General features: G+C 58.5%; 21 protein-coding genes and 1 tRNA gene. 10 read left to right on the forward strand and 12 right to left on the reverse strand.

The features are described from left to right. Positions 1-44: 44 nt before the first annotated feature. Genes NKI64_RS25155 through NKI64_RS25165 form a run of 3 tightly spaced genes read right to left on the reverse strand, consistent with a single transcriptional unit; the run spans position 45 to position 2,625 of the window. Positions 45-971 carry a glycosyltransferase family 2 protein gene (locus tag NKI64_RS25155; protein WP_023691313.1) on the reverse strand — a complete coding sequence of 309 codons (927 nt, stop codon included), beginning with the start codon at positions 969-971 and terminating at the stop codon, positions 45-47. Further along, on the reverse strand, positions 972-2,192 hold the full coding sequence (locus NKI64_RS25160; protein ID WP_352670679.1) for an FAD-dependent oxidoreductase: 1,221 nt from the start codon (positions 2,190-2,192) through the stop codon (positions 972-974). 43 nt (positions 2,193-2,235) lie between these two features. Beyond that, the gene (locus NKI64_RS25165; RefSeq protein ID WP_023832183.1) at positions 2,236-2,625 is read right to left on the reverse strand and encodes a sugar 3,4-ketoisomerase; all 390 of its coding nucleotides are present in this window, start codon (positions 2,623-2,625) and stop codon (positions 2,236-2,238) included. A gap of 431 nt (positions 2,626-3,056) precedes the next feature. On the opposite strand from NKI64_RS25165, the gene NKI64_RS25170 reads away from it, so the two are divergent. Next, positions 3,057-3,779, forward strand: coding sequence for a hypothetical protein (locus NKI64_RS25170; RefSeq protein ID WP_352670681.1), 723 nt, complete (start codon positions 3,057-3,059; stop codon positions 3,777-3,779). Between the two features lie 347 nt (positions 3,780-4,126). On the opposite strand, the gene NKI64_RS25175 is transcribed toward NKI64_RS25170, so the two are convergent. After that, positions 4,127-4,318 (reverse strand): DUF3606 domain-containing protein, encoded by a 192-nt coding sequence (locus tag NKI64_RS25175; protein ID WP_352670684.1) that lies wholly within the window; start codon positions 4,316-4,318, stop codon positions 4,127-4,129. Positions 4,319-4,504: 186 nt separating this feature from the next. Between NKI64_RS25175 and NKI64_RS25180 the strand changes: the two genes are divergently transcribed. Continuing rightward, complete coding sequence (locus NKI64_RS25180) at positions 4,505-4,666, forward strand: hypothetical protein (protein WP_023691300.1); 162 nt, start codon at positions 4,505-4,507, stop codon at positions 4,664-4,666. Positions 4,667-4,813: 147 nt separating this feature from the next. On the opposite strand, the gene NKI64_RS25185 is transcribed toward NKI64_RS25180, so the two are convergent. The 3 genes from NKI64_RS25185 to NKI64_RS25195 form a co-directional block, all read right to left on the reverse strand. Continuing rightward, a tRNA-Ser gene (locus tag NKI64_RS25185) sits at positions 4,814-4,903 on the reverse strand. A 73-nt stretch (positions 4,904-4,976) separates the two neighbouring features. Beyond that, on the reverse strand, positions 4,977-6,182 hold the full coding sequence (locus tag NKI64_RS25190) for a tyrosine-type recombinase/integrase (RefSeq protein WP_352670686.1): 1,206 nt from the start codon (positions 6,180-6,182) through the stop codon (positions 4,977-4,979). After that, the gene (locus NKI64_RS25195) at positions 6,179-6,724 is read right to left on the reverse strand and encodes a hypothetical protein (protein ID WP_352670689.1); all 546 of its coding nucleotides are present in this window, start codon (positions 6,722-6,724) and stop codon (positions 6,179-6,181) included. The genes NKI64_RS25190 and NKI64_RS25195 overlap by 4 nt, the downstream gene beginning before the upstream one ends. A gap of 105 nt (positions 6,725-6,829) precedes the next feature. Between NKI64_RS25195 and NKI64_RS25200 the strand changes: the two genes are divergently transcribed. The 4 genes from NKI64_RS25200 (at position 6,830) to NKI64_RS25215 (ending at position 9,746) form a co-directional block, all read left to right on the forward strand. Next, positions 6,830-7,039 carry a hypothetical protein gene (locus NKI64_RS25200; RefSeq protein ID WP_032996233.1) on the forward strand — a complete coding sequence of 70 codons (210 nt, stop codon included), beginning with the start codon at positions 6,830-6,832 and terminating at the stop codon, positions 7,037-7,039. Positions 7,040-7,376: 337 nt separating this feature from the next. After that, entirely contained in the window at positions 7,377-8,459 is a 1,083-nt protein-coding gene (locus tag NKI64_RS25205; protein WP_023726562.1) for an AAA family ATPase, read from the forward strand. A 592-nt stretch (positions 8,460-9,051) separates the two neighbouring features. After that, complete coding sequence (locus NKI64_RS25210; RefSeq protein WP_352670693.1) at positions 9,052-9,261, forward strand: hypothetical protein; 210 nt, start codon at positions 9,052-9,054, stop codon at positions 9,259-9,261. Further along, complete coding sequence (locus NKI64_RS25215; protein WP_352670696.1) at positions 9,258-9,746, forward strand: terminase small subunit; 489 nt, start codon at positions 9,258-9,260, stop codon at positions 9,744-9,746. Before NKI64_RS25210 ends, NKI64_RS25215 begins: the two co-directional genes overlap by 4 nt. Before the next feature lie 144 nt (positions 9,747-9,890). Here the strand turns inward: NKI64_RS25215 and NKI64_RS25220 are convergent, their stop codons facing one another. From NKI64_RS25220 to NKI64_RS25235, 4 genes are all read right to left on the reverse strand, one after another. Further along, complete coding sequence (locus NKI64_RS25220; RefSeq protein WP_352670699.1) at positions 9,891-10,496, reverse strand: hypothetical protein; 606 nt, start codon at positions 10,494-10,496, stop codon at positions 9,891-9,893. A gap of 144 nt (positions 10,497-10,640) precedes the next feature. Next, on the reverse strand, positions 10,641-11,156 hold the full coding sequence (locus tag NKI64_RS25225; RefSeq protein WP_352670702.1) for a hypothetical protein: 516 nt from the start codon (positions 11,154-11,156) through the stop codon (positions 10,641-10,643). Beyond that, positions 11,140-11,322, reverse strand: coding sequence for a hypothetical protein (locus NKI64_RS25230; RefSeq protein ID WP_352670705.1), 183 nt, complete (start codon positions 11,320-11,322; stop codon positions 11,140-11,142). The genes NKI64_RS25225 and NKI64_RS25230 overlap by 17 nt, the downstream gene beginning before the upstream one ends. Positions 11,323-12,224: 902 nt before the next feature. Further along, positions 12,225-14,360, reverse strand: coding sequence for an ATP-binding protein (locus NKI64_RS25235; RefSeq protein WP_352670708.1), 2,136 nt, complete (start codon positions 14,358-14,360; stop codon positions 12,225-12,227). 212 nt (positions 14,361-14,572) lie between these two features. Between NKI64_RS25235 and NKI64_RS25240 the strand changes: the two genes are divergently transcribed. Continuing rightward, positions 14,573-15,139: a recombinase family protein gene (locus NKI64_RS25240; RefSeq protein ID WP_352670711.1), complete on the forward strand. Its 567-nt coding sequence runs from the start codon at positions 14,573-14,575 to the stop codon at positions 15,137-15,139. A gap of 43 nt (positions 15,140-15,182) precedes the next feature. Here the strand turns inward: NKI64_RS25240 and NKI64_RS25245 are convergent, their stop codons facing one another. Next, positions 15,183-15,431, reverse strand: a complete 249-nt coding sequence (locus tag NKI64_RS25245) for a helix-turn-helix domain-containing protein (protein ID WP_352670715.1) — start codon at positions 15,429-15,431, stop codon at positions 15,183-15,185. A gap of 24 nt (positions 15,432-15,455) precedes the next feature. On the opposite strand from NKI64_RS25245, the gene NKI64_RS25250 reads away from it, so the two are divergent. The 3 genes from NKI64_RS25250 (at position 15,456) to NKI64_RS32190 (ending at position 18,816) form a co-directional block, all read left to right on the forward strand. Next, complete coding sequence (locus NKI64_RS25250) at positions 15,456-15,791, forward strand: hypothetical protein (protein WP_352670718.1); 336 nt, start codon at positions 15,456-15,458, stop codon at positions 15,789-15,791. A gap of 141 nt (positions 15,792-15,932) precedes the next feature. Then, complete coding sequence (locus NKI64_RS25255) at positions 15,933-16,382, forward strand: hypothetical protein (protein ID WP_352670721.1); 450 nt, start codon at positions 15,933-15,935, stop codon at positions 16,380-16,382. 1,738 nt (positions 16,383-18,120) lie between these two features. Beyond that, entirely contained in the window at positions 18,121-18,816 is a 696-nt protein-coding gene (locus NKI64_RS32190) for a methyltransferase domain-containing protein (RefSeq protein ID WP_502897689.1), read from the forward strand. The last annotated feature ends 77 nt before the right edge of the window (positions 18,817-18,893 follow it).

Genomic DNA, 18,893 nt, shown 5'->3' on the forward strand with positions numbered 1-18,893 from the left:
GGGTGTTTTGACGCAGCCGCTTTGATACGTCGCCGGCGCCATTCTTATTTGTCCGGGCTGCCATGCACCGATTGCCTGTTTCGCCGTCTTTGCGCTTCTCGCGATCGCGGCACCCACCGCCACGGCCGCAAGGCGATATAGACAGCGAGGAAGGCTCTTTGTGCAAGGCCGGCCTCGCTGTGCCAGACCTCCCTTATCCCCGCCGCCCGCAAGGCCCTTCGTTGGGTGCTGTTGCGGTCCCAGCGCCGGCTGATGCTGCCCGCCCGGTAGTATTTGTGGCAGAGCACTTGCGGCACGCGGACAAAGCCGCCGAGCAGCGACAGATGCAGAAGCCAGGTCCAGTCGGCGCTGAATTCGCCTTGGCTGTTGGGCTTGATCCCGCCGCTACGGTGGAACGCCCAGGCCCTGAATATCCCACGATTGGGAACCCACCATCCATGCGGCTGGCGCGCCATCGCCCGGCCACGCGCAAAACCGTCCTGCAAGCCCTCCAGCAGGTCGAACTTCCACGTGGCACTTTCGCCGCTGACTTCGATCACTTCGACGTCGCTGAACGACAGTACGGCCGCGGGATTGGCATCGAGCGCCCGCACCAGCGCCTCGATATAGGTTGGATCGATGACGTCGTCATGGAAGGCAAAGAACATCAATTCGCCGCTGGCATTGGCCATCAGATCGTTGGAGTTCTTCAGCCATCCCAGGTTTTTGTCCCGGCGGAGGATACGGACATCGTCGCGGCCGCCGGCGAAGGCTGAAACGATCTCGAATGTCGCGTCGGTCGAATTGTCCTCCCCGACCAGGATCTCGATATTGTCCCAGGTCTGCGCGGCGAGGCTGTCCAGCGTACGCGAAATGAATGCCGCCGAATTGTAGCATGGCACCAGCGCCGTGACCTTCGGCCGCCAGCCGGATCGAAGCTGGACTTGTTTCTGCGCTACCTGCTTCGCGCCGCCCTGTTCTGTCTCACCCATTCACTCGATCCCGCAGATTTGCCGCGCCAGCCTGTCGGCAAGCCACGGCGCCGTCGAATATTTACCTGTGTCGACCGAGATGTAGTTGCCCAGGCGGTTGACCCCGAATTGGTCGCGGCGATGGATTGTGGCTTTCGGGTCGCTGAGCGAACCACGCCCTTGCGCAAACACGAAGCCGCCGCGTACCTCAAGCTCCTCGGCATCGTCGAACATGCTGGAAACACTGGGCACCAACCGGGCGAGCGTGGCGCGAACGTCGCCGATGAACCGCTGTCGTGCGTCGGCATCGAGCGCTTGCGGCGTTTCGATCGACAATTCGCCACTCTCCGCAAGCAACCCGCTCGGGTACCAGGAGAGATAGAAGTTGCGCCCGTCATAGTTTTTTATGTCGCCGAACGGGCCAAGGGCGACGACCGCGCATGGCACATTGACAGGCTGCCTGGTGCGGCCGAACAGGCAAAGCCTGTAGCGGTGCGACCATCCGGGAACCGGCTCGATGCCGGCCGTGCGGTCGACAGCCAGCCGCCCCTCCCAAAGGCAATTGACGACGATGTCGAACGCCTCACTTTTCTTGCCTGCGACCGCCACGCGCCATTTCCCGTCAATTCCGTCCACCGGCTGTGCCGACAGGACTTTGGACGCCATCCGCAAGCTGATATTGGGTTCACCCCGAAGCGCCGCGCAAAGCCGGTCGGCAACCCATCGCGTGTTGACGGATCGCTCCGGCACCTGGAAGCCGCCGACGATCTGGTCCGAGTTGGTGACATCGGCCAATTCAGTTCTGGAAAGCCGTTTCGACCGCGCCGCCGATACGTCGGCAAGGTAGCTCGTGGCGTCAGCGTGGCTGCGCACCAATACATCCACACGTTCAAAGATCGCCCCCAGCGCCTCGGCAGCGACGATCGAGTTGCGATGGATCAGATAAAGGTCTTCCGAAAGGGTCATGTGCGCTTCCAGATTGCTTCCGATCAGCTCGGAAACAAGCCTGCCGAAACACAGCCCTCCCGAAAGCAGATGCCGGGCGGTCAGCAGCGAGGGATCGTTCCCGTAGAGATAGCCGAGATGAATCTTGCCCTCGTTCCAACGGCTGGCGCAGGCCATCGGCTCGCTCTCCTTGTCGAAGAGGGACACCGCGTAGCCTCTGCGGGCCATCATGAGAGCGAGGCTGGCGCCCATGATGCCGGCGCCGAGAATAGCCATTCTGCCGCGAGGCGCTGTCATGTCCTGGCGCGCATCGCGGCCTCTCCTTTCCCGATGAGTGTCATCAGGGGTTCGATACGTAGTTTTCAGGGTCGTATTCGGTATCGCAGAAAACCAGCAAAGACGGGTTCTCGCCTTCATAGGTCTGCAGCGCCCACACCGGGGCATCGACCAGCACCGCGCGGTTCGATGCGGTGAGCGTCAGCCGTTCGATCTGTTCCTGATAGCGAAATTCGATGCCGATCTGGCCCGACAGCTGCATCATCAATTGCCGGCCCGAGCCGTGTGCATGTCCGCCCCGCGACGTGCCGCGCGGCGCGGTGACGACGAACGCCCGCACGGCTTGGAAATTGTAACCGCTGAACTCGATAGCGGTCAGCATTCCCCTGGGATCGCAATGTAACGAAGTGGGGATCTCGGTGACCTTGCCGCCAAAGAACGTTCGATGCTGCATAACGTAAGCCCGCCAGATGCCGGTCGAAATTTACCTCAGACTAGCGCTTATATCAAAAGACAGAGAATACAACCACTTAGGCGGTGTTTTGGGACACAGCAGCGGATCGATGTCGAGCTCGGCCTCAGGCCGATACGGTGCCGACTACCGAAGGTCGCCGCGCCGTCACGACTTCTGAGTCGCGGCCGAAACCACGGCTTAAGACCTTGGTCCGAGCGGTCTAGGACCTTTGAGTTCGGAAGGCCGGCCGGTCCCAACGAGGGTGATCTACTTCAGCAATTTCAAAGAGTTATGCTGGTTGGCGTTTCGCCGGCCGGCCGCTTCGTTCTCGCAATGAAAGCACAGCTATATCCAAGTTTACCCTTTGTGTTAGCGATTCCTCATGTTGCCCGCTATAGCGGTTAGTGGCGGTGGCAATCTCGGAGGTAGTTATGACATCCCGAAAGACCCTTTTTGCTGCATTTGCGGTGTTCTCGCTTCTGGTGTCGCCGGCCCTGGCTGCTGCTGGTGGCAACGGCCATGGTAACGGCCATGGCAACGGTAACGGTAACGGTAACGGCAATGGCAATAGCGGAGGAAACGGTAATGCTGGCGGCAATGGCGGAGGCGGCGGTTCGCTCGGCAAGTCGGCATCCGCCAAGGGCCAGGTCGCCAAGGCCGCTACCGGTTCAGTGTCTAAGGAAAAGAATATCCATGCCAAGCTGGGCCGATTGAACTCACTGCAGCGCAACGCCAACGCCTTTATGCACTCCAAGGGCAAGAACTTCGCTGGCGTGCAGGCTTTTGTGACACAGTCGGCAATAGCCAAGAACGCTCAATCGGCGCTCGATGCCGCTAATCAGGCGGTTGCCGACGCCAAAGCGGCGCTCGACGCGCTGAATGCGAAAGCGGCTGACCCGAATACCCCGCCCGAAGATGTCCCGACGCAGGCCGACCTCGATGCAGCACAGGCAGCGCTCGATGACGCCACCCAGGATGCGGCCGCTGCTCAGACCGCCGCCACAGCTGCCGCTGCCAACGTCCCATCGATCGATGCAGCCCTTGCCCAAATGGCCAACAAGCCCGTTGACCCTGAGGTGACAGATTGGGCCAATAGCGTACTTGCCGACAAGATCGACCAAGTAGCCGCCAAGCTGGCGCCGGCCGCGCCTTAAGGCCCCATGCGGCGGCAGCGATCCAATCGACGATAAGCCGTCGGGTCCGCCCGGCGGCTGCACCTTTCTCGCCTATCTGCAGCGTTGGTCCCAATGCAGGTCCGAGATTCTGGTCATGGCTATTTTGCGAAATCTCCAGCCGGGCCGCCGTCCTCAAGGCTGAATTCATGCGTGCTTCGCGCATCTTCATCGACCACACGAAACCAATGCTCCTGAAGCGCTCTAGGCGACACCCTTTGGCCCGTGACCTTCTCTACCGCAGATAACGGATCATCGGCGCTCGTGGCCTGAGTTGAGACACACTCCTCTCCATGCCACTCTTCCACCTGGTACTCTGGCATGCCGGCCTACCTACCGCTCCCCAGAGCCTTCGCTTCCCGCTCCAGCGTCTCGCGTCGGTTGCCGTGCTTCGCGATCAATCCCTTGACCTGCTGCGGGGTGATGCCGGCCTTGGTGGCGAAATACTCGACTTCATAATCCTCATCGGCAGAGACGCGGTCCCGATCGCGGAAGTCCGTCTTCGTTTTGTCGTCGGCCATTTGCTTTGCTCCTGGTTGAATGATCAACCGCAACGTGCAGCCGCAGCCTTTTGTTGCAGCGGAGCCCGGATTTCCGAAACGGTCACATGGGAAAACGGCCCTCAGTCGCAGGAGGTGCTGGTGTTGCTGTAACTTTGAACGGAACGGTTCTTCTCCTTGACGGTTGTGACGTGAAGGAGATGCCTCATGTTTGAAAGTGTGATGTGGTTGATCGTCGTTGCTGGTGGGCCACTGTTGCTGGCCCTATTGATGGCATACGTTCTTATGACCCGACGCCACCGTGGTCCTGCAGAACGCATGGAAAGCGACCGCGCGACCAAACGGCTCTACCGCCAGGACGAACGTTGATCCTGAGGCTGGCGCAACGTTTGCGCTCACGCTTGCCCGCTGCCTCGCGGTGGCAGGCTTCTTCGTTTTAGGAAGATAGGAATAACTTAGGAAAGATTTGGCCCTCTTTGAAAATACAGAGGCAATTCAGCACGGTAGCCAAATATCTGGCGGAGGGAGTGGGATTCGAACCCACGGTGGGCTTGCACCCACGCCGGTTTTCAAGACCGGTGCCTTAAACCGCTCGGCCATCCCTCCAACTAATTGCAATCATTGTGTTTTTTGGTGTTTCCCAACTGGTCAAATCAGCCGTTTGCAACGCACTTTGCAACTATTTGCCTTTTCGCTCGCTGCTTATAGCCGCCTGCAATGCCACGTCAACTTGCTCCGCTGCGTCGGCCTGCATTCCTGGCATGACATGCGAGTAAAGGTCCAGCGTGATGCCAATGTTTGAATGGCCCAAGCGCTCGCTTGCTATTTTTGGGTGAATGCCGGCCGACAGCATCTGCGTCGCGTGGGTATGCCGAAGGTCATGGAACCGGATGCGGGGCAGGGAGGTCTTGCCCAGAACGCGCACCCACTCATGCGTCAACGAGCGAGGCTGCAGCGGCTCCCCGTCGACTTGGGCGACAACAAAGCTGTTGGCGTCCGGACGAGTGCCCAGGCGGAACTGTTCTTCGGCCTGCTTCGCGCGGTGCGCCTTCAGTTCGGCGACAGTGCTGGCAGAGAGAGCAACGGTCCTGGCGCGGCCGCTCTTCGGCTCTTTGTACCGCACGCCGTCAGCGGTCTGCTCAGCGCTCTCTTCGATCGACATCTGTCGGCGATTGTCTGCAAGCTCTAGGTGGCGCCAACGAAGTGCAAGGATCTCACCGCGGCGAAGGCCGCACGTCACCGCCAGCAGGATTGGAATGAAAATGCGCGTCGGCCGGAGCGTTTCCAGCAAAGTTGCGGTCTGGCCGACGTCGTAAGCGAGCATCTTCTGCCGTTCGACCTTCGGGGGTGTGGTCGCAAGAGCTGGATTGCGAGACAGCCTCTCCCATGTCACTGCTTGGCCCAGCGCCTTAACCAGCACCCGGCGGTAGTGGTGGACCGTACGAGGCGCCAACGGCGGAAGTGGCTCGCGCTCGCCGCCGCCTCTCTTTGCCCGGTGGTCCACACGCGGCGCGGTCAATGCTGTGGTAAAAGCCGCGTCGATCCGATCGGTTTTCAGCTTGGACAGGACCACGTTGCCGATCAGCGGTGCAAGCCCCTTCCGGCATATTTCGGTGTATCGCTCATGCGTCTTTGGTGCCACCGACGGCTTGATGAACCCCAGCCACTCGTCCAGAAATTCGGCAACCGTCTGTTTGGTCGACTCGACATAGAGCCCTTGATCTAGGACGGTGACGAGCCGCGAGCACTCCTTTTGCGCCTCGCGCTTGGTACCCTTGAAGCTGTGCCACTTCCTTTTCTTCTTGCCGGTCTTGGCATCAATCTCGCCGACGTCGAGGACAATAGCCCAATGGCCCGGACTGCGCTCGCGGATGTGGCCCTTCATTGATCGTCTTCCTTCCCGCGGTGCTTATTTGCCTCGTAAATATCCAAGTTCTGCCGGATGAGCTTCGCCCAAGAATCAGCCTTAGCCGCTAAGAACCCTAGTTCTGCGGTGCCGAAGCTCTCATCGGCTTTCATCGCCATGGCCGGTGTCATCACCAAATTGAGTTGGACCTGCAGCGAGCCCAAGTGTTCCATCGTCTCGATCGAGAGCTTGAGCATCTGTCTGATAAAGCTATCAGTCCGCGCCTCATTTCCTTCATCACCCTTTGAGAGTGCTTCAGCGGCAGCGATCATCTTCGTATTAAAATCGTCGTAAAGACTCATAAAGGCGCCGGCGATTCCATTCGCGTTCTCATCGAAGACTAGCCCGATCTGGACCAGGCGGCGAACCGCGTCCGATTTCGACCGGATGCGGTTGGCCCAAGCCCATTCATCGATCTGCTTCAGCTCCGCTGGAGAGATGAACATGTTGAACCGCTCACTTTTTGGATCGGCCCAAGGGGGTCTTGGCGGCGTGGGCTTCATGTCGTCGCGTTCCATCATGTCACCTTTCATACTTCCTACGTAGGTTACGCATAATTCAGTTGCGAGCAAGTTAATTCTGCCCTACCGTGTCATACGTAGGCTACTCATATCCATAGGTGATTGATGACGCTCGAAGACGCTTTGAACCGCCCGACGCTTTCCGTCCCAATTGCTGGCGCGGTCTTCTATGGGCTGAGCCGCAACGGTTCATACGAAGCCGCCAAGCGCGGCGACATTCCCACAATCAGGATAGGCAAGAAAATTATGGTGCCTGTCGCACCTATCGCAATCAAACTTGGGTTGCAGCCGACTGCGGGAAAGCCTTCCGCATGACCAAGCTCACCGGCGTGTATCACGAGCACGCCGCCGCGATTGCGCTACTCATGCTTGCCCCGCGCTCGGAACGCGACTCTGCAGGTGGCTTACATCGACATGGCTGCTCTTGACCGGAACCGGCCGCGGTCGAACCAAGCCGTGCGGTGGCTGATTGACCGACGCCAGGGCGCTGCGGTGCGGTTGCTGAAGCGCCGTTTCAAGCTGTCGACGTTTAACTGCGGATGGCGCGCGCGGCGTGAAGGCGGCGTTGTCCACGTACCGGCTCGTGCCGGCCCCGATGGGTTCATTAGGCCCTCCTCCTTGAGACTTGCCGAAAGGGCAACAGAGACACAGCATGGAAAAGGCAAATGCGCAGCGCATAGGAGTGCTCCGGCGACAGTTGCTCGAAGTCGAGTGCCATAGGGAGATCATACCCGCAGTCCTTCCAGTAGGCGTTGGCTTCATCTTTGGCCCCAGCACTGCAGGCAAGACAGGCATTGCAGTTCGGACCAGTGTAGCTGTTGCAGCTGGTCTCCAATGGGGCGGCCTGCAGGTAAAAAAAGGAGCCGTCCTGTACGTGACAGGGGAAGCGCGTCGAAGCGTCATCCAGCGCCTGTGCGCTACTATAGAATACCTCGGACTGGTAGCTGATCATGTGCCGATTGCGGTGATGGCCTGCCCCAAAAAGGGTCTTGTAGATGGCGAAACGCGCTTGGTCATTCGAACGGCAGCGGCAGAGCTCGTCAGAGCAACTGGGATGCAGATGTCGCTCATCATCTTCGACACACTGTCCACCTGCTTTGGCGATGCCAAGGAGGACGATGCGGCTGCGGCTAGTAAGGCCGTAACGAACATGGCCTGTCTGCACGAAGAGTTCGACTGCGCGGTCATGGGGGTTCACCATCCAGGCAAGAAAGGCAACCGGGAAATGCGTGGAAGCGGGGTGTTCTTCAACAACGTTGACTTCGTCCTGAGTGTCGACCGAAAGGGCGCTACGTCCATTCTCAGAGTCGAGAAATTCAAAGACGGTCCGGCCGGCGCGCGCTTCGCCTTCGACATCGCGTCCAGTAACCTAATTGTCGCTGATGGCGAGATCTCCGTGCAGGTGGTTCACCAGATCAACTCATGGACCAATGCCGAAAATGCGACCGTGGAAGAGGCGACAGAGAAGCAAACCTTCACTGACGTAGCTGTGGCGCTCAATTTGTTACGCGGAATCGTCGTTGCAGGCACCGCCAGTCTTAGGGCTTGGCAAAATGCTTGCTATGCGCACTGGTGTAACAAGCGAACGGATCCAGCTCGCAGGAAAGCCTTCAGCACTGCCAAGAAAAAACTTCAGGAAGCTGGTGACGTCACCATTGACGGCGACATTGTGAGCGTGAGCGTGAGCAAAAACGGTGCTCACAACGCTGCTCACACATCCGAGCCAACACTGTGAGCGTGAGCGTGAGCAATACCCCCATAGGGGTGTGCACTCACGCACTCACAAGCTGAGCGAAGCTCTTATTCAGAGCCAAATATGGATCGAACTACACAGGAACGGCAATGGGTGGGGGTGTCGCGGTTGGAAGGCCGAAGGGCCTTCCTCGGGGTGCAGGGGGTGAAGCCCCCGCTAAGCGTCGTACGGCCGCCGCTCACCTCACAAGCTAGCGCCCGCATTGGCCTGTAGTACATGGGCGCAAAGTCCGCAGGCCCTTCTGCGATCCTTCTGCCGGAATGAAGGGCTCTTCGATCTCTGCCATGGTCAGCAGTAGACTTCAGAAGGCGCCGCAGGCCAGCTATTCGTTCCGTTAGGCTGTGGCCGCCGGCCTGTTGCGGCATCTGTGACATAGCCTTCATGTCGGCGCGCGATTCATTCGGCCTCCAACTTCTTTCCCGCTGAATCAACGGGGTGCTTGTCGACGCCGATCGGCAACTACTGCCGCGCCGTGACCTTCACCATCCTATTCATGGGCCCCGGCTCTCTGCTCCAATTCAGAATTTGTGGGGAAGAATGTGTGTACGTGGTTTGGTTTGGAGATCGAGAACCTATGAGCAGCCAGGAAGGCAGGGTCGAATCCACCAAGCTTCGCATTATCCAAAAGGCCGAGCGCGCCTGGGAGACCGTCGCGCAATGTTGCAAATCGTCTTTGGCCACACTGCGGCGCGTGGAAGTGGGTTGCCTGATTGAGCGGGAGGAGATCGCGCAACGCGGTCTTCCGAATAGAGAAGTGGCTGATTTGGGTGAGGCCACGCAATGAGCGCACCGCTTAAAAATCCGCGTCACGAAGCATTCGTACGAGGCTACGTGGACGGGCTGCCCGCCTATAAGGCATACCTCGAAGCCGGCTACAAATGCACCGTCCGGGCAGCTGCCGTGGAGTCCTCAAAACTCCTGACAAAGCCTGACATCCAGAATCGGCGGCGGTATCTGCTCGAGGGTCTCGCGGAAAGTCTCATGGTCAGCAAGGAATCACTTTGCGCAGAGCTCGAACAAGCCCGTGCCTTGGCACATGAGCATGGCCAGTCGGCGGCGGCCACGGCCGCCAGTATAGCCAAAGCCCGTCTGCTCGGGATCGAAGCTCCGAAGGAGGTCAACGTCAATCTCACTGCGACGGTCAACCAGATGACAGACTCGGAGCTTCATTTCGAGATCGCTGCCATGATCAATGAAATAAGGGCAGCGAAGGGGATGCCACCGCGCCCACTGCCCGGCCAGGCGAACGAAGACGAGACGAAGCACTGACGGAGAAGCGCCCATGACGCTGTCCGCGGTCTTTCAGATTGCTGCTTCTGACGAATTAGGGGCGCATCCAATGCGGCATTCAGCCTGACTACCGCGGATTAGACGGGACCTTCGACACCACAAAGGATTGGCCGATGCGGGCCATTACCGCTGAACCAGCATCCGAATTGGATCGTTGATTGAAGTCGTCGGCCAGCCAAAGCCGAAGCGCCCGACGTAGTACCTGTCATGCAGGAATTCCAAGTCCTGTTCCCATTGCCGGATCGCTTCCTCGAGCCGATCCTCGTCGCTCCTCTTCGCGTTCCGCGCAAACGCAGCCAAGGACTCGGCCATCTTACGGAGCCGCTGGCCACTCCCGGGACTTCCCCATGCTCGCATGTACTCGGCATCGAAGACGCGCGGCAATTTCCCTTCGAACACGCGTGCAAGGATCGACTGCCGTAGGACAGCCGGAAGGCCGGCGGTCTTCCCCACCCGGTACTCAAGGTAGGAAAGCATGCCCTCGGATCGGAATGCCGGCACCGTCAAAGTTCCGGAATGCCCCCGCACCTCCGTAGACGGCCAGGCGAATTCTTCTTCCTTCTTCCTGTCGAGCGCGTCCCAGGCCGTCTCGACTGCCTCTAATACCTTTCGCGCGCGCTCAAGCTCCGCCGTCCCGGAGGGGGCGGATAGAACCTTCACCGCGTTCGACCAGAGAACTATCAGCCTTTCCGGAGCGAGGGTCGGTATTGTTTGCAGAAGTCTGTTCACGTCTCGAGCGTTCACTGCGGGGGGCTGCCTTTCGGTATTGGATGCCTTGTCCGGAAGCCTGTACTTCTTCGGGATTTCGTCCCGCTCGAAGGGCCTGCTGTCCTGAAGCCGGGCATGGCCTCGCGGCAGGATAGAGATCGCACGTCATTCGCGTTGGATGTAGCCCAGCGCCTTGTGCTGCTCGATGCAGAGACCTAAGCGTCCCTCGAAGCTGTGTTCCGACGCATGCCTCGCCGTCGCAGATACCGGAAGAGCGAGCGCCTTGGACACTGCGGATCGAACCGCGGCATGACGCGTCGCGCCTGCGTCAACGGCAGCGAGCACGGCGCGCATCACATGCCCTATGCCTGGCAACTGAGATGACGGCCCTGGCTTCGCATTAGGTCTCTGGGTGACAGGCCTGCGCACGATTCTGAAAGCGTAGGCGTCAGGCAGCGTCTCGACGTTGGTCAGCTTTCCGGCCTGCCTCATGCGTTCTACGAACGCGCCGATCTCGTCGATGGTGACTGCCGCGTTGTTACCGTCCGCGTTCTTTGCAATGATCCGGCCAGCAGGGATGGTGACCGTTCGCTGCCCGTCGTTGTTGGCGGCGATGTAGTCCATGAGGGCGGTGGCGACGCGCACCCGTCTCCTGGCGGCCGGGCTAAGCGGGACGGCCATCTTGGATTTCTGTGCCTTCTGAATTCTCGTCGAGTTTGTCGCCGCTCGAGCGCGTGCTCGATGCGCTGCTGCCTTCTTGTGTTTTGACTTCGCCATCCTGCCCCCACAGCACCCAGAATGCACACATGGCGAAGTGGATCAATGGCGATGCTTCACCGGCGGTCAAGGCGGAAACGCAGGCCGATCCCGCTGCTCCCTCAGGCGACAGGCAGCGAAGAATTTACCTTTTGATTGTCTACCGGGACTTCGCCACGGCTCCGATGCTCGATCTCGTCGAAGGGCCCGCGTTCGCCGCCGCAGCTATTCGACCGTGCGCATACCCGTGCGTGTCCCGGAATCAGACCTTGGCAAAATTGCCTGTGAGGGAGAGTGCTTCACACCTTCCGAGGTGATTCGTGCTCGCTCGATACGTGTTTTGTATTTCTGGGACTAGTGTCGTTGAGTTACGGCTTCTTTCGGGCAAGAGTTTAATCGAACGACACCTGCAATCCTCGATTAGTAGATGAGTGGCCTAGGCCCCGATGCCCCGTCTGACCCCGCAGCAAAGGATTGCACTGGCTCGAAAGCTCGAGATCCGCGCACTGCGACGGGCGAAGGACTGACCCCGGAGAAAAGTATAGAGCTTCGCCGCGCGGCCAAGAATCTGCTCTCGTTGGACGCTATGGAGGAGCGCAGGAACCAATCCAGGTCCTCGGCTGAGGGACTCGCACGCATGTTCGATCAAGCTGCAGAGCAACGCTGGTCGGAGAACCTGCGAGAGGAGCTCGGGCATCGCCACATGATCCACTTGGCCGACGTTTTTGAGGGCTGGGCAATTGACCGGCGCATGACGCTTGAATGGACAGCCAAGTTGACTGGGTGGCAGAGTCTCTGCGGCGGTTGGCAGATGAAGTCGGGCCGACCTAGGATCCGCCAAGACCAGCCGGAAGACTGTCTCTTGTCGGATTTATTGGTCGTAACCTGACTGGACGAGTAGAGTAACCGGTTCAAGATGTTGAACCTTGGCTTTCGCGTGCCGTGGCTGCTTTGCGCCTGTAAGTGGTCGAGCGGAGATCCTCCGGGCGTGATTCAAGCTGCCTCGGGCTTCCTTTTCTCACGGGCCTTCGCTGAGCGCCTCTTCGCTGCTGCCGAAGGACTGCCCAGCCCAAGCTGATCGAAGAACGCTCTATTCCTGACCTCCGCATCCCGCAGCATCTTGGCATAGGACATCACGCGTATTCGCGCCTTATGCGGTATCGACCAACCGTAGTAGCCCTCACCGTCGGGTGTAGGATTTTGGGCGATAGAGCGCTCCAACGATCTTCGAGTCGAAGCAGTGAGATCGCAAACAATAATGCAGTCGAACGGCGTCTGGTTATCGATATCGGACACCACAGCCCCGTCAACGTCGCGGACCGTCTTTCCTCTCAAGAGGTCTACATAATTCAAGACCTGATTGACTGGATCTTGGCTCATCCGCTCGTCACCCGGCCTTTTGAACTCTACAATTGCTATTGGGTCGCTAGTACCTTCCCTTCGAAAGCCGAGTGGGTTGAAGAACACGAGATCAGGTTCCTTTGTGGATGTCGAATCCGTTGTCAGTGACTTGATGGTCTTGTCTGACGCGAAGAACTCATAGGCACCGAGAGAGTCGTCAAGCATCCAGAGATTGTGGTCAGCGTACTCGCCGGTCCGATACATTTCGCCCATTGGGCAAATCAGCTCATGGATGACTCGCTCGTAGTGATAGCTCTCTTCCTGATCGTCGTCGTATTTGAGGAGCAGGTTGGCTAACTGCAATAATTGATGACGTTTGACCACAAGCTCAGCCAACCGATGCTTCTCCTGGTTGGAAATTTCCCTGAGCGTTTCCTCGGCCTGTTCTCGTACTTCTGGCTCCAAGTTGGCTAGTTGGTCCAAATGAGCTATGCGTTTGCGCAGGTCTTTCTCGTCGCGATAAAGCAATACGAAAAGGTTCTGTGCGATCTGCTCGTCATCCATACTGGGAGCGATGGACGTTACGTATTCATCGATATTAGTGATCTGGGAAGCCAGTTGGGGGTGTTCCTTGAGGATATTCGCAACGGTGCTCTTCTGACCGGTTCTGAGACGTGCAATGTGCTCGGACAGGAAAGCCTCGGTCGCTAGAAGAACCTCGTTTTCCAAGATCTCCTTTTGATCAGCGGTCAACTTGAAGCCAAGTCGCTCCTGATCGACTCGTTCGTCGAGAAAGGTGGAGCTTACTACGGCCACATATGCCTTGCCGTTCTCCAACTCTTTGAGTGCGTACTTTCTCTCAATCGACACTGGGTCACCGACTAGACGTCCGTGAGCCGTTAGCAGATAGGCGTTCCGCAATCCCGCAGAAATAGACGGTTCGACAAAAAGGTGATCGACAACCAGCTCAACATCGCCGTCGCCAAAGTCCACCATCTTAGTCGTCCGCACAGGCGGCGCGACATGATCACGAATGTAGTTGTTCAGGCTCGACACGTCTCCTCTGTAAGTGATGTTGATTGATGGAAGTGTTCCGGAGATGAACTGTGGAAAGAAGTGGAGCGCTAAGTCTTTCAGATATGAGCTTGGCCTGACCCGTCCCTTCTGATCGGCGCGGAGGTCCGAAAGTGTTATCGTCGTGCCGATCGGACGGTCCGGGGCAGTGAACTCTTTCTTGTCCTGGATTGAGTTTGCTTCCGCTGGTGCAAAGCGAAAAGATATCAACCGTTTCACGCCGGCGTCATCGTAGACGCTTTCGACGCGAATGGTCTCGAACAGTTTGATCCAGATGAAGCGACCCACTCCTTTGCCACCCCTAGAGTACTTGAAGCGGCTGTCGCTGGTTTCGAAGGACTCAAGGTTCGCGGGATTGAAGCCCACGCCATTATCGCTCACGGAAATTGAAGAAACATCGCCAGCATCGTCCACCTTGATGTCAACATCGACGCGGCCCCTTTCGGCGGCCAACTTTTCCGTATGACGATCGTTGATCGCGTGGATCGAGTTGCTGACAGCTTCGTACACCGAATAGAGAACGGCAGTCTTGCCGTCTGGGAGGCGCATATTGTTGATGCGTCCGAGGACATCGAATTTCATCGGATAGGGCTCCAGTCTCAGGGATGAAATAGGTGCACGAAGGGGCTCGAAGTCAACAGAGACTCGCTCTGCATCGTCACGACTAGGGTCCTTGGCGGAGCCGGCCGCCATGCCCTTCTTGCGATAGGCCATAGCCAATCATCCCGCCGATTGTTCATCGGTACGGCAGCTCAGGCGCACGGCTGTGTCGATCCCGCGATCATTGACATGCTAGAACACGTCCACATGGGCAGGGTCTACCGGACGCCCTGCAACAAGCCCTAGCGCCGTCCAATAAGGTTCCTATTGACTTTTGGACGGCTCTGACTCAAAAGCTTAGAGGCTATTGGACACGGGAGAGTTGGATGCAGGTCGGCTACGCACGAACTTCAACAGAAGAGCAGGTCGCGGGACTCGAGGCCCAGATACGTGATCTCAAAGCCGCCGGTTGCGAGGAAGTCTTTTCGGAGCAGGTCTCAGCCCTGGGGGATCGGCAGGAGCTCGATCGTACGCTCAAGTTTCTGCGCAAGGGCGATACGTTGGTGATCACCAAGATCGATCGCTTGGCGCGTAATACTCGGACCCTGGGTGATATCGTCGATGGCCTGCATGGACGTGGTGTAGGTCTGAAGGTCTTACAGTTTGGCAGGGAGACGCTGGACACGACCGGAGCGTATGGCCGGCTGATGCTGAACATGTTCGCCGCTTTCGCCGAGTTCGAGCGGGGCCTGATGAAAGAGCGACAGAAGGAAGGCATCGCGAAAGCGAAGGCAGACAAGAAATACAAGGGGCGGAAGCCTACGGCGCGAGCAAAGGCCGGTGAAGCAGTCGTGCTGTACCAGCAACAGAAGTCCGTGTCAGAGATCGCCGCGTCCCTCGGCATCGGTCGGGGGTCAGTCTATCGAGCGCTTACGGCTGCTGGCCTTAGGTAGCTGACTGTTGGCCAGTGTGTCGCGGAACTTCCGGGGCCTACTCCTAATCCGTCCGCGGATCGACGGCCTCGATCTGGTGCAAGACCTCGTATGGATCAAACCCTACTACCTTCGCCAGATCGAGAAACTCGATGAGATCCACACGACGATCGGCGTTTTCTATGTTGGCAATGAAAGGTTGATGTCGATCGAGAGCTTTGGCGACAGCAGCTTGTGTCAAACCCGCCAGCTTTCGCTTCTCAGTCAGCAGCTCAGCAAGTCGCCGATGACGGTCCGAATGCAGGGTTTCCAAGATTGATTACCAAATGGGATCGTCATGAAATCTCTGATCATTGCTCCCGCCACCGCAATTCTCGCTGCAATCATCCCCGGGCCAGCATTGGCGGGGTGCGCCAATTACACGGACGGCTCGCTCGATACACCACCGCCCGAGGCAACAATCTGCTTCCGGCGGGTCTGTGAAAAAACCACCGTCGAGTTTGATTGCGCCAATATTCACGGGTCTCAGAAGGGTTATGCTAACGGGTGGCGGGTGTACGTTGACGCCGATCGCAAGCCTGCGGTCGTTCATGTGTTCCGGCCCGTGCTCGTCCCAAAACCCGACCTGGGCAAAATTACCTGTCAGGGAGACTGCTTCACACTTCCGCAATGATCCGTGCTCGTTGTGTATGTATTTCAGGACCAGTGTCCCTAGGTTACGGCTTCGTTCGCGCAAGCGTTCAAATCGAAAAATCCCGGCGATCCTAGATTAAAAGATGAGGGCTCAGGCCCGAACCGTGCGAAAGGTGTACCGATGCCCCGCCTGGCTCCGCAGCAAAGGATTGAACTGGCTCGGAAGCTTGAAATTCGCGCTGCGACCGGAAAAGGACTGACCTCGGAGAAAAAAATCGAGCTTCGCTGCGCAGCGCATAACCTGCTCGCATTGAACGCGATGGAACAGCGCGGGAACCAGTCGAAATCCTCAGCTTGTGAACTCGTAAGCATATTCAATCAAGCTGCAGAGCAACGCTGGTCGGAGGACCTGCGCGAGGAGCTCGGTTACCGTCATATGATGCGCTTGGCCGACGTGTTCGAAGGATGGGCATCCGACAGCCGCATGACGCCTGAATTGACAGCCAAGCTTACGGGATGGGCAGGGTCAATGCGCACTTTGGCGGAGGAAGTCGGGGCGACCTGGGATCCACTTAGACCCGCGGGTGCACTCTCCCTTGTCGGATTTATTGGTCGTAGCCTGATGGACTAACTGTGACCGTCGTACCTCCAGCACCCTCAATGCTTTGGTGGCAGAGGACCTTCCCGGTCCGGACACGGTGTTCGGCTGGAAGTTCGTCAAGGCGGTCGGCGTCGACGAGATTATCACCGGCCGCGTCGAGATCACGGAGGTGCGCCCCGACAGCCGATCTGCAAAATTGAGACCTTTGGTGGGCGACGAGGCCGGCGATGTCTGCCTTACCGGCGGCGCGACCGTGTTCACCGTAGCGCTGACTGACGTTCTGCGCCATCGCGGCGGGGGTCGCCGGCTGCCTGCTTGGCGGCGTGTTATACGACCGCTTCGGTCGCGGCCTGACCACAGCAGGAATGATGATCGTTTCCGGTTTTCTGTGCGCTGGCCATCGGCTTCGTCTTTGACGGGCCGCTCTGGCTGTTCGTCCTGGTCGCAATGGTCTGGGACATCTCAGTCGTCGGTGAGTCCGCGCAGTTCTCGGCGGCAGTAACGGAGCTTGGCGGCACGCGCTTTGTCGGCACGGCGTTGTCGTCCAACTCGGGCTCAGCTTTGCCCTTTCCGTGCTGGTTATCGGTTGATCCCGTCCCCCAAGGGCAGCAATGCGCCTCATGCCGGCCGTGGGTCAGCATTTTGCCGCGCCCTGAAGCGGACATGGCTGGCGACCACGCTGGATGTTGCGGTTGCGCCAGATTCGGACGTTGATCCAATCGGCATCTAAAGATCCGCCTCGCGCCACCAGCTCATCGTTGGCGTAATGCGCTATCCATCCAGATCCCGTGCGATTGTATTTGAGACTGTCTCGGAAGTCAGGCTTTCGAAAGTCGCCTTCGAAAAGGAAGATCGTGTAGATCAGTCCGTGCTATGTCGTTTGTCGACAGGAGTGGGCAAAGTGAGCGAGACTCGGAAACTTGCGGCGATCCTGGTCGCCGATGTGGTCGGATATAGCCGGCTGGCGGGGTCGGACGAAGATCGAACGCTGGCGCGGCTCCGAGCACTCCGGAGCGATCTCATCAATCCCACCATCGCCGTGCACAAGGGCCGAGTCGTGAACGCTTGTGTCGATCTTCGAGACGTCCCGCAAAACCCGCGGCCTGATCCGCAGCAGGTCAAACGCACCTACATTGTCCCGCATCGTAATTTCGTCACCAGCCGCGCCGGCGATAAACTCATAGACGGCATGGGGCAAACGATCAGGTTCGAAGTCTGCCAGGCAAAGAAGTTCTTTGCGAGATCAGAAGGCATTTGCCACCCGGCTGCGGTGTTCAAGACGTTATGCTGAGTTGTTACGCTGTTCAACCGGCCGCCGGTGCTCCACGGCATCTTGAGCTTCTTTCCAGAGTCGTGCTCGATCGGACTGACTACTAGTTGAGGCCATCCGTGCCTGACCAGAAGCCAGAAGGCCCCTGCCGGACAAAACGCGCTTTGTCGTCTGCCGTGCTGGTGGCCAAGCCGTCACACCCTCTCTGAAGGACTTCTCTCGTTTGAGGATGCGCCTAGACGGCACCCTTTCAGATATTTATGTTAGACATCTCTAAAGTAGGCATGAGCCGCTCGGCTTCAGATTGCGCAAGGCCTGCATTCAAGCCCTGATTTGTTGTGCTTTTTCATCCGGGGGGACGCCAGTATGACAAGCGAACGTCAGCACGAATACGAGTTGGGACATTCGGAAAGAGAACTGAGAAGGCTGGCGACGCAGGCGGCATTGGTTGACCCGATGACCCGGGATTACCTGCGGCGAGCTGGCCTTCGAGCGGGAATGCATGTCCTTGACGTGGGGAGCGGCGCTGGCGATGTCGCCTTTCTCGCGGCTGATATTGTCGGACCCACAGGTCTTGTTATCGGCTCTGACAGGTCGGCGGAGGCTCTTGACGCTGCTCGGGCGAGAGCCGCGCAACGTGGTTTGGAGAATGTAATCTTCCACCAGTGTGATCCTGCCACCTTCACTTTCGATATAGCGTTCGACGCAGTTGTTGGCCGATACGTCCTTATGTTCGCGCCCGATCCGGTCGAGATGTTGAGGGGGGTTGCGCGGCATCTTGGTCAAGGGGGCGTGATGGTATTCCACGAAGTCGACTGGACTGGCGCTGCCTCGTTTCCCTCCGTCCCAACGTACGACAACTGCTTTCGGTGCATTGTGGAGACATTTCGTCGTGTAGGGACCAACCCCAACATGGGCCTGCAGCTCCATGCGACCTTCGTAAAAGCCGGGCTGCCGGCCCCTAGCATGGCGGTAAGTGCTCTCGCCGGAGGTGGATCAGACAGTATGAGCGGCATTGATCTGATCTCCGATCTCGCAACGACCATGGCTCCGGTCATGGAGCAGATGGGCGTTATCGCAGCTTCAGAACTCGGTCCCGAAACGCTGCAAGATCGAATTCGCGCCGAGGCTTATGCAAGCGGAAGCGTGGTGGTCGGCCGATATGAGGTGGGCGCCTGGTCACGACGAATGTAGGCACCACGGTCATGCGCCGCGCTTCCCTCGTGCAGCCCGCTCGAGGCTATCCGACTCGAGGCAGCGCCGGCGCGAGA

Source organism: Mesorhizobium sp. M0478 (genome assembly GCF_040321305.1).
Taxonomy (GTDB): Bacteria; Pseudomonadota; Alphaproteobacteria; order Rhizobiales; family Rhizobiaceae; genus Mesorhizobium.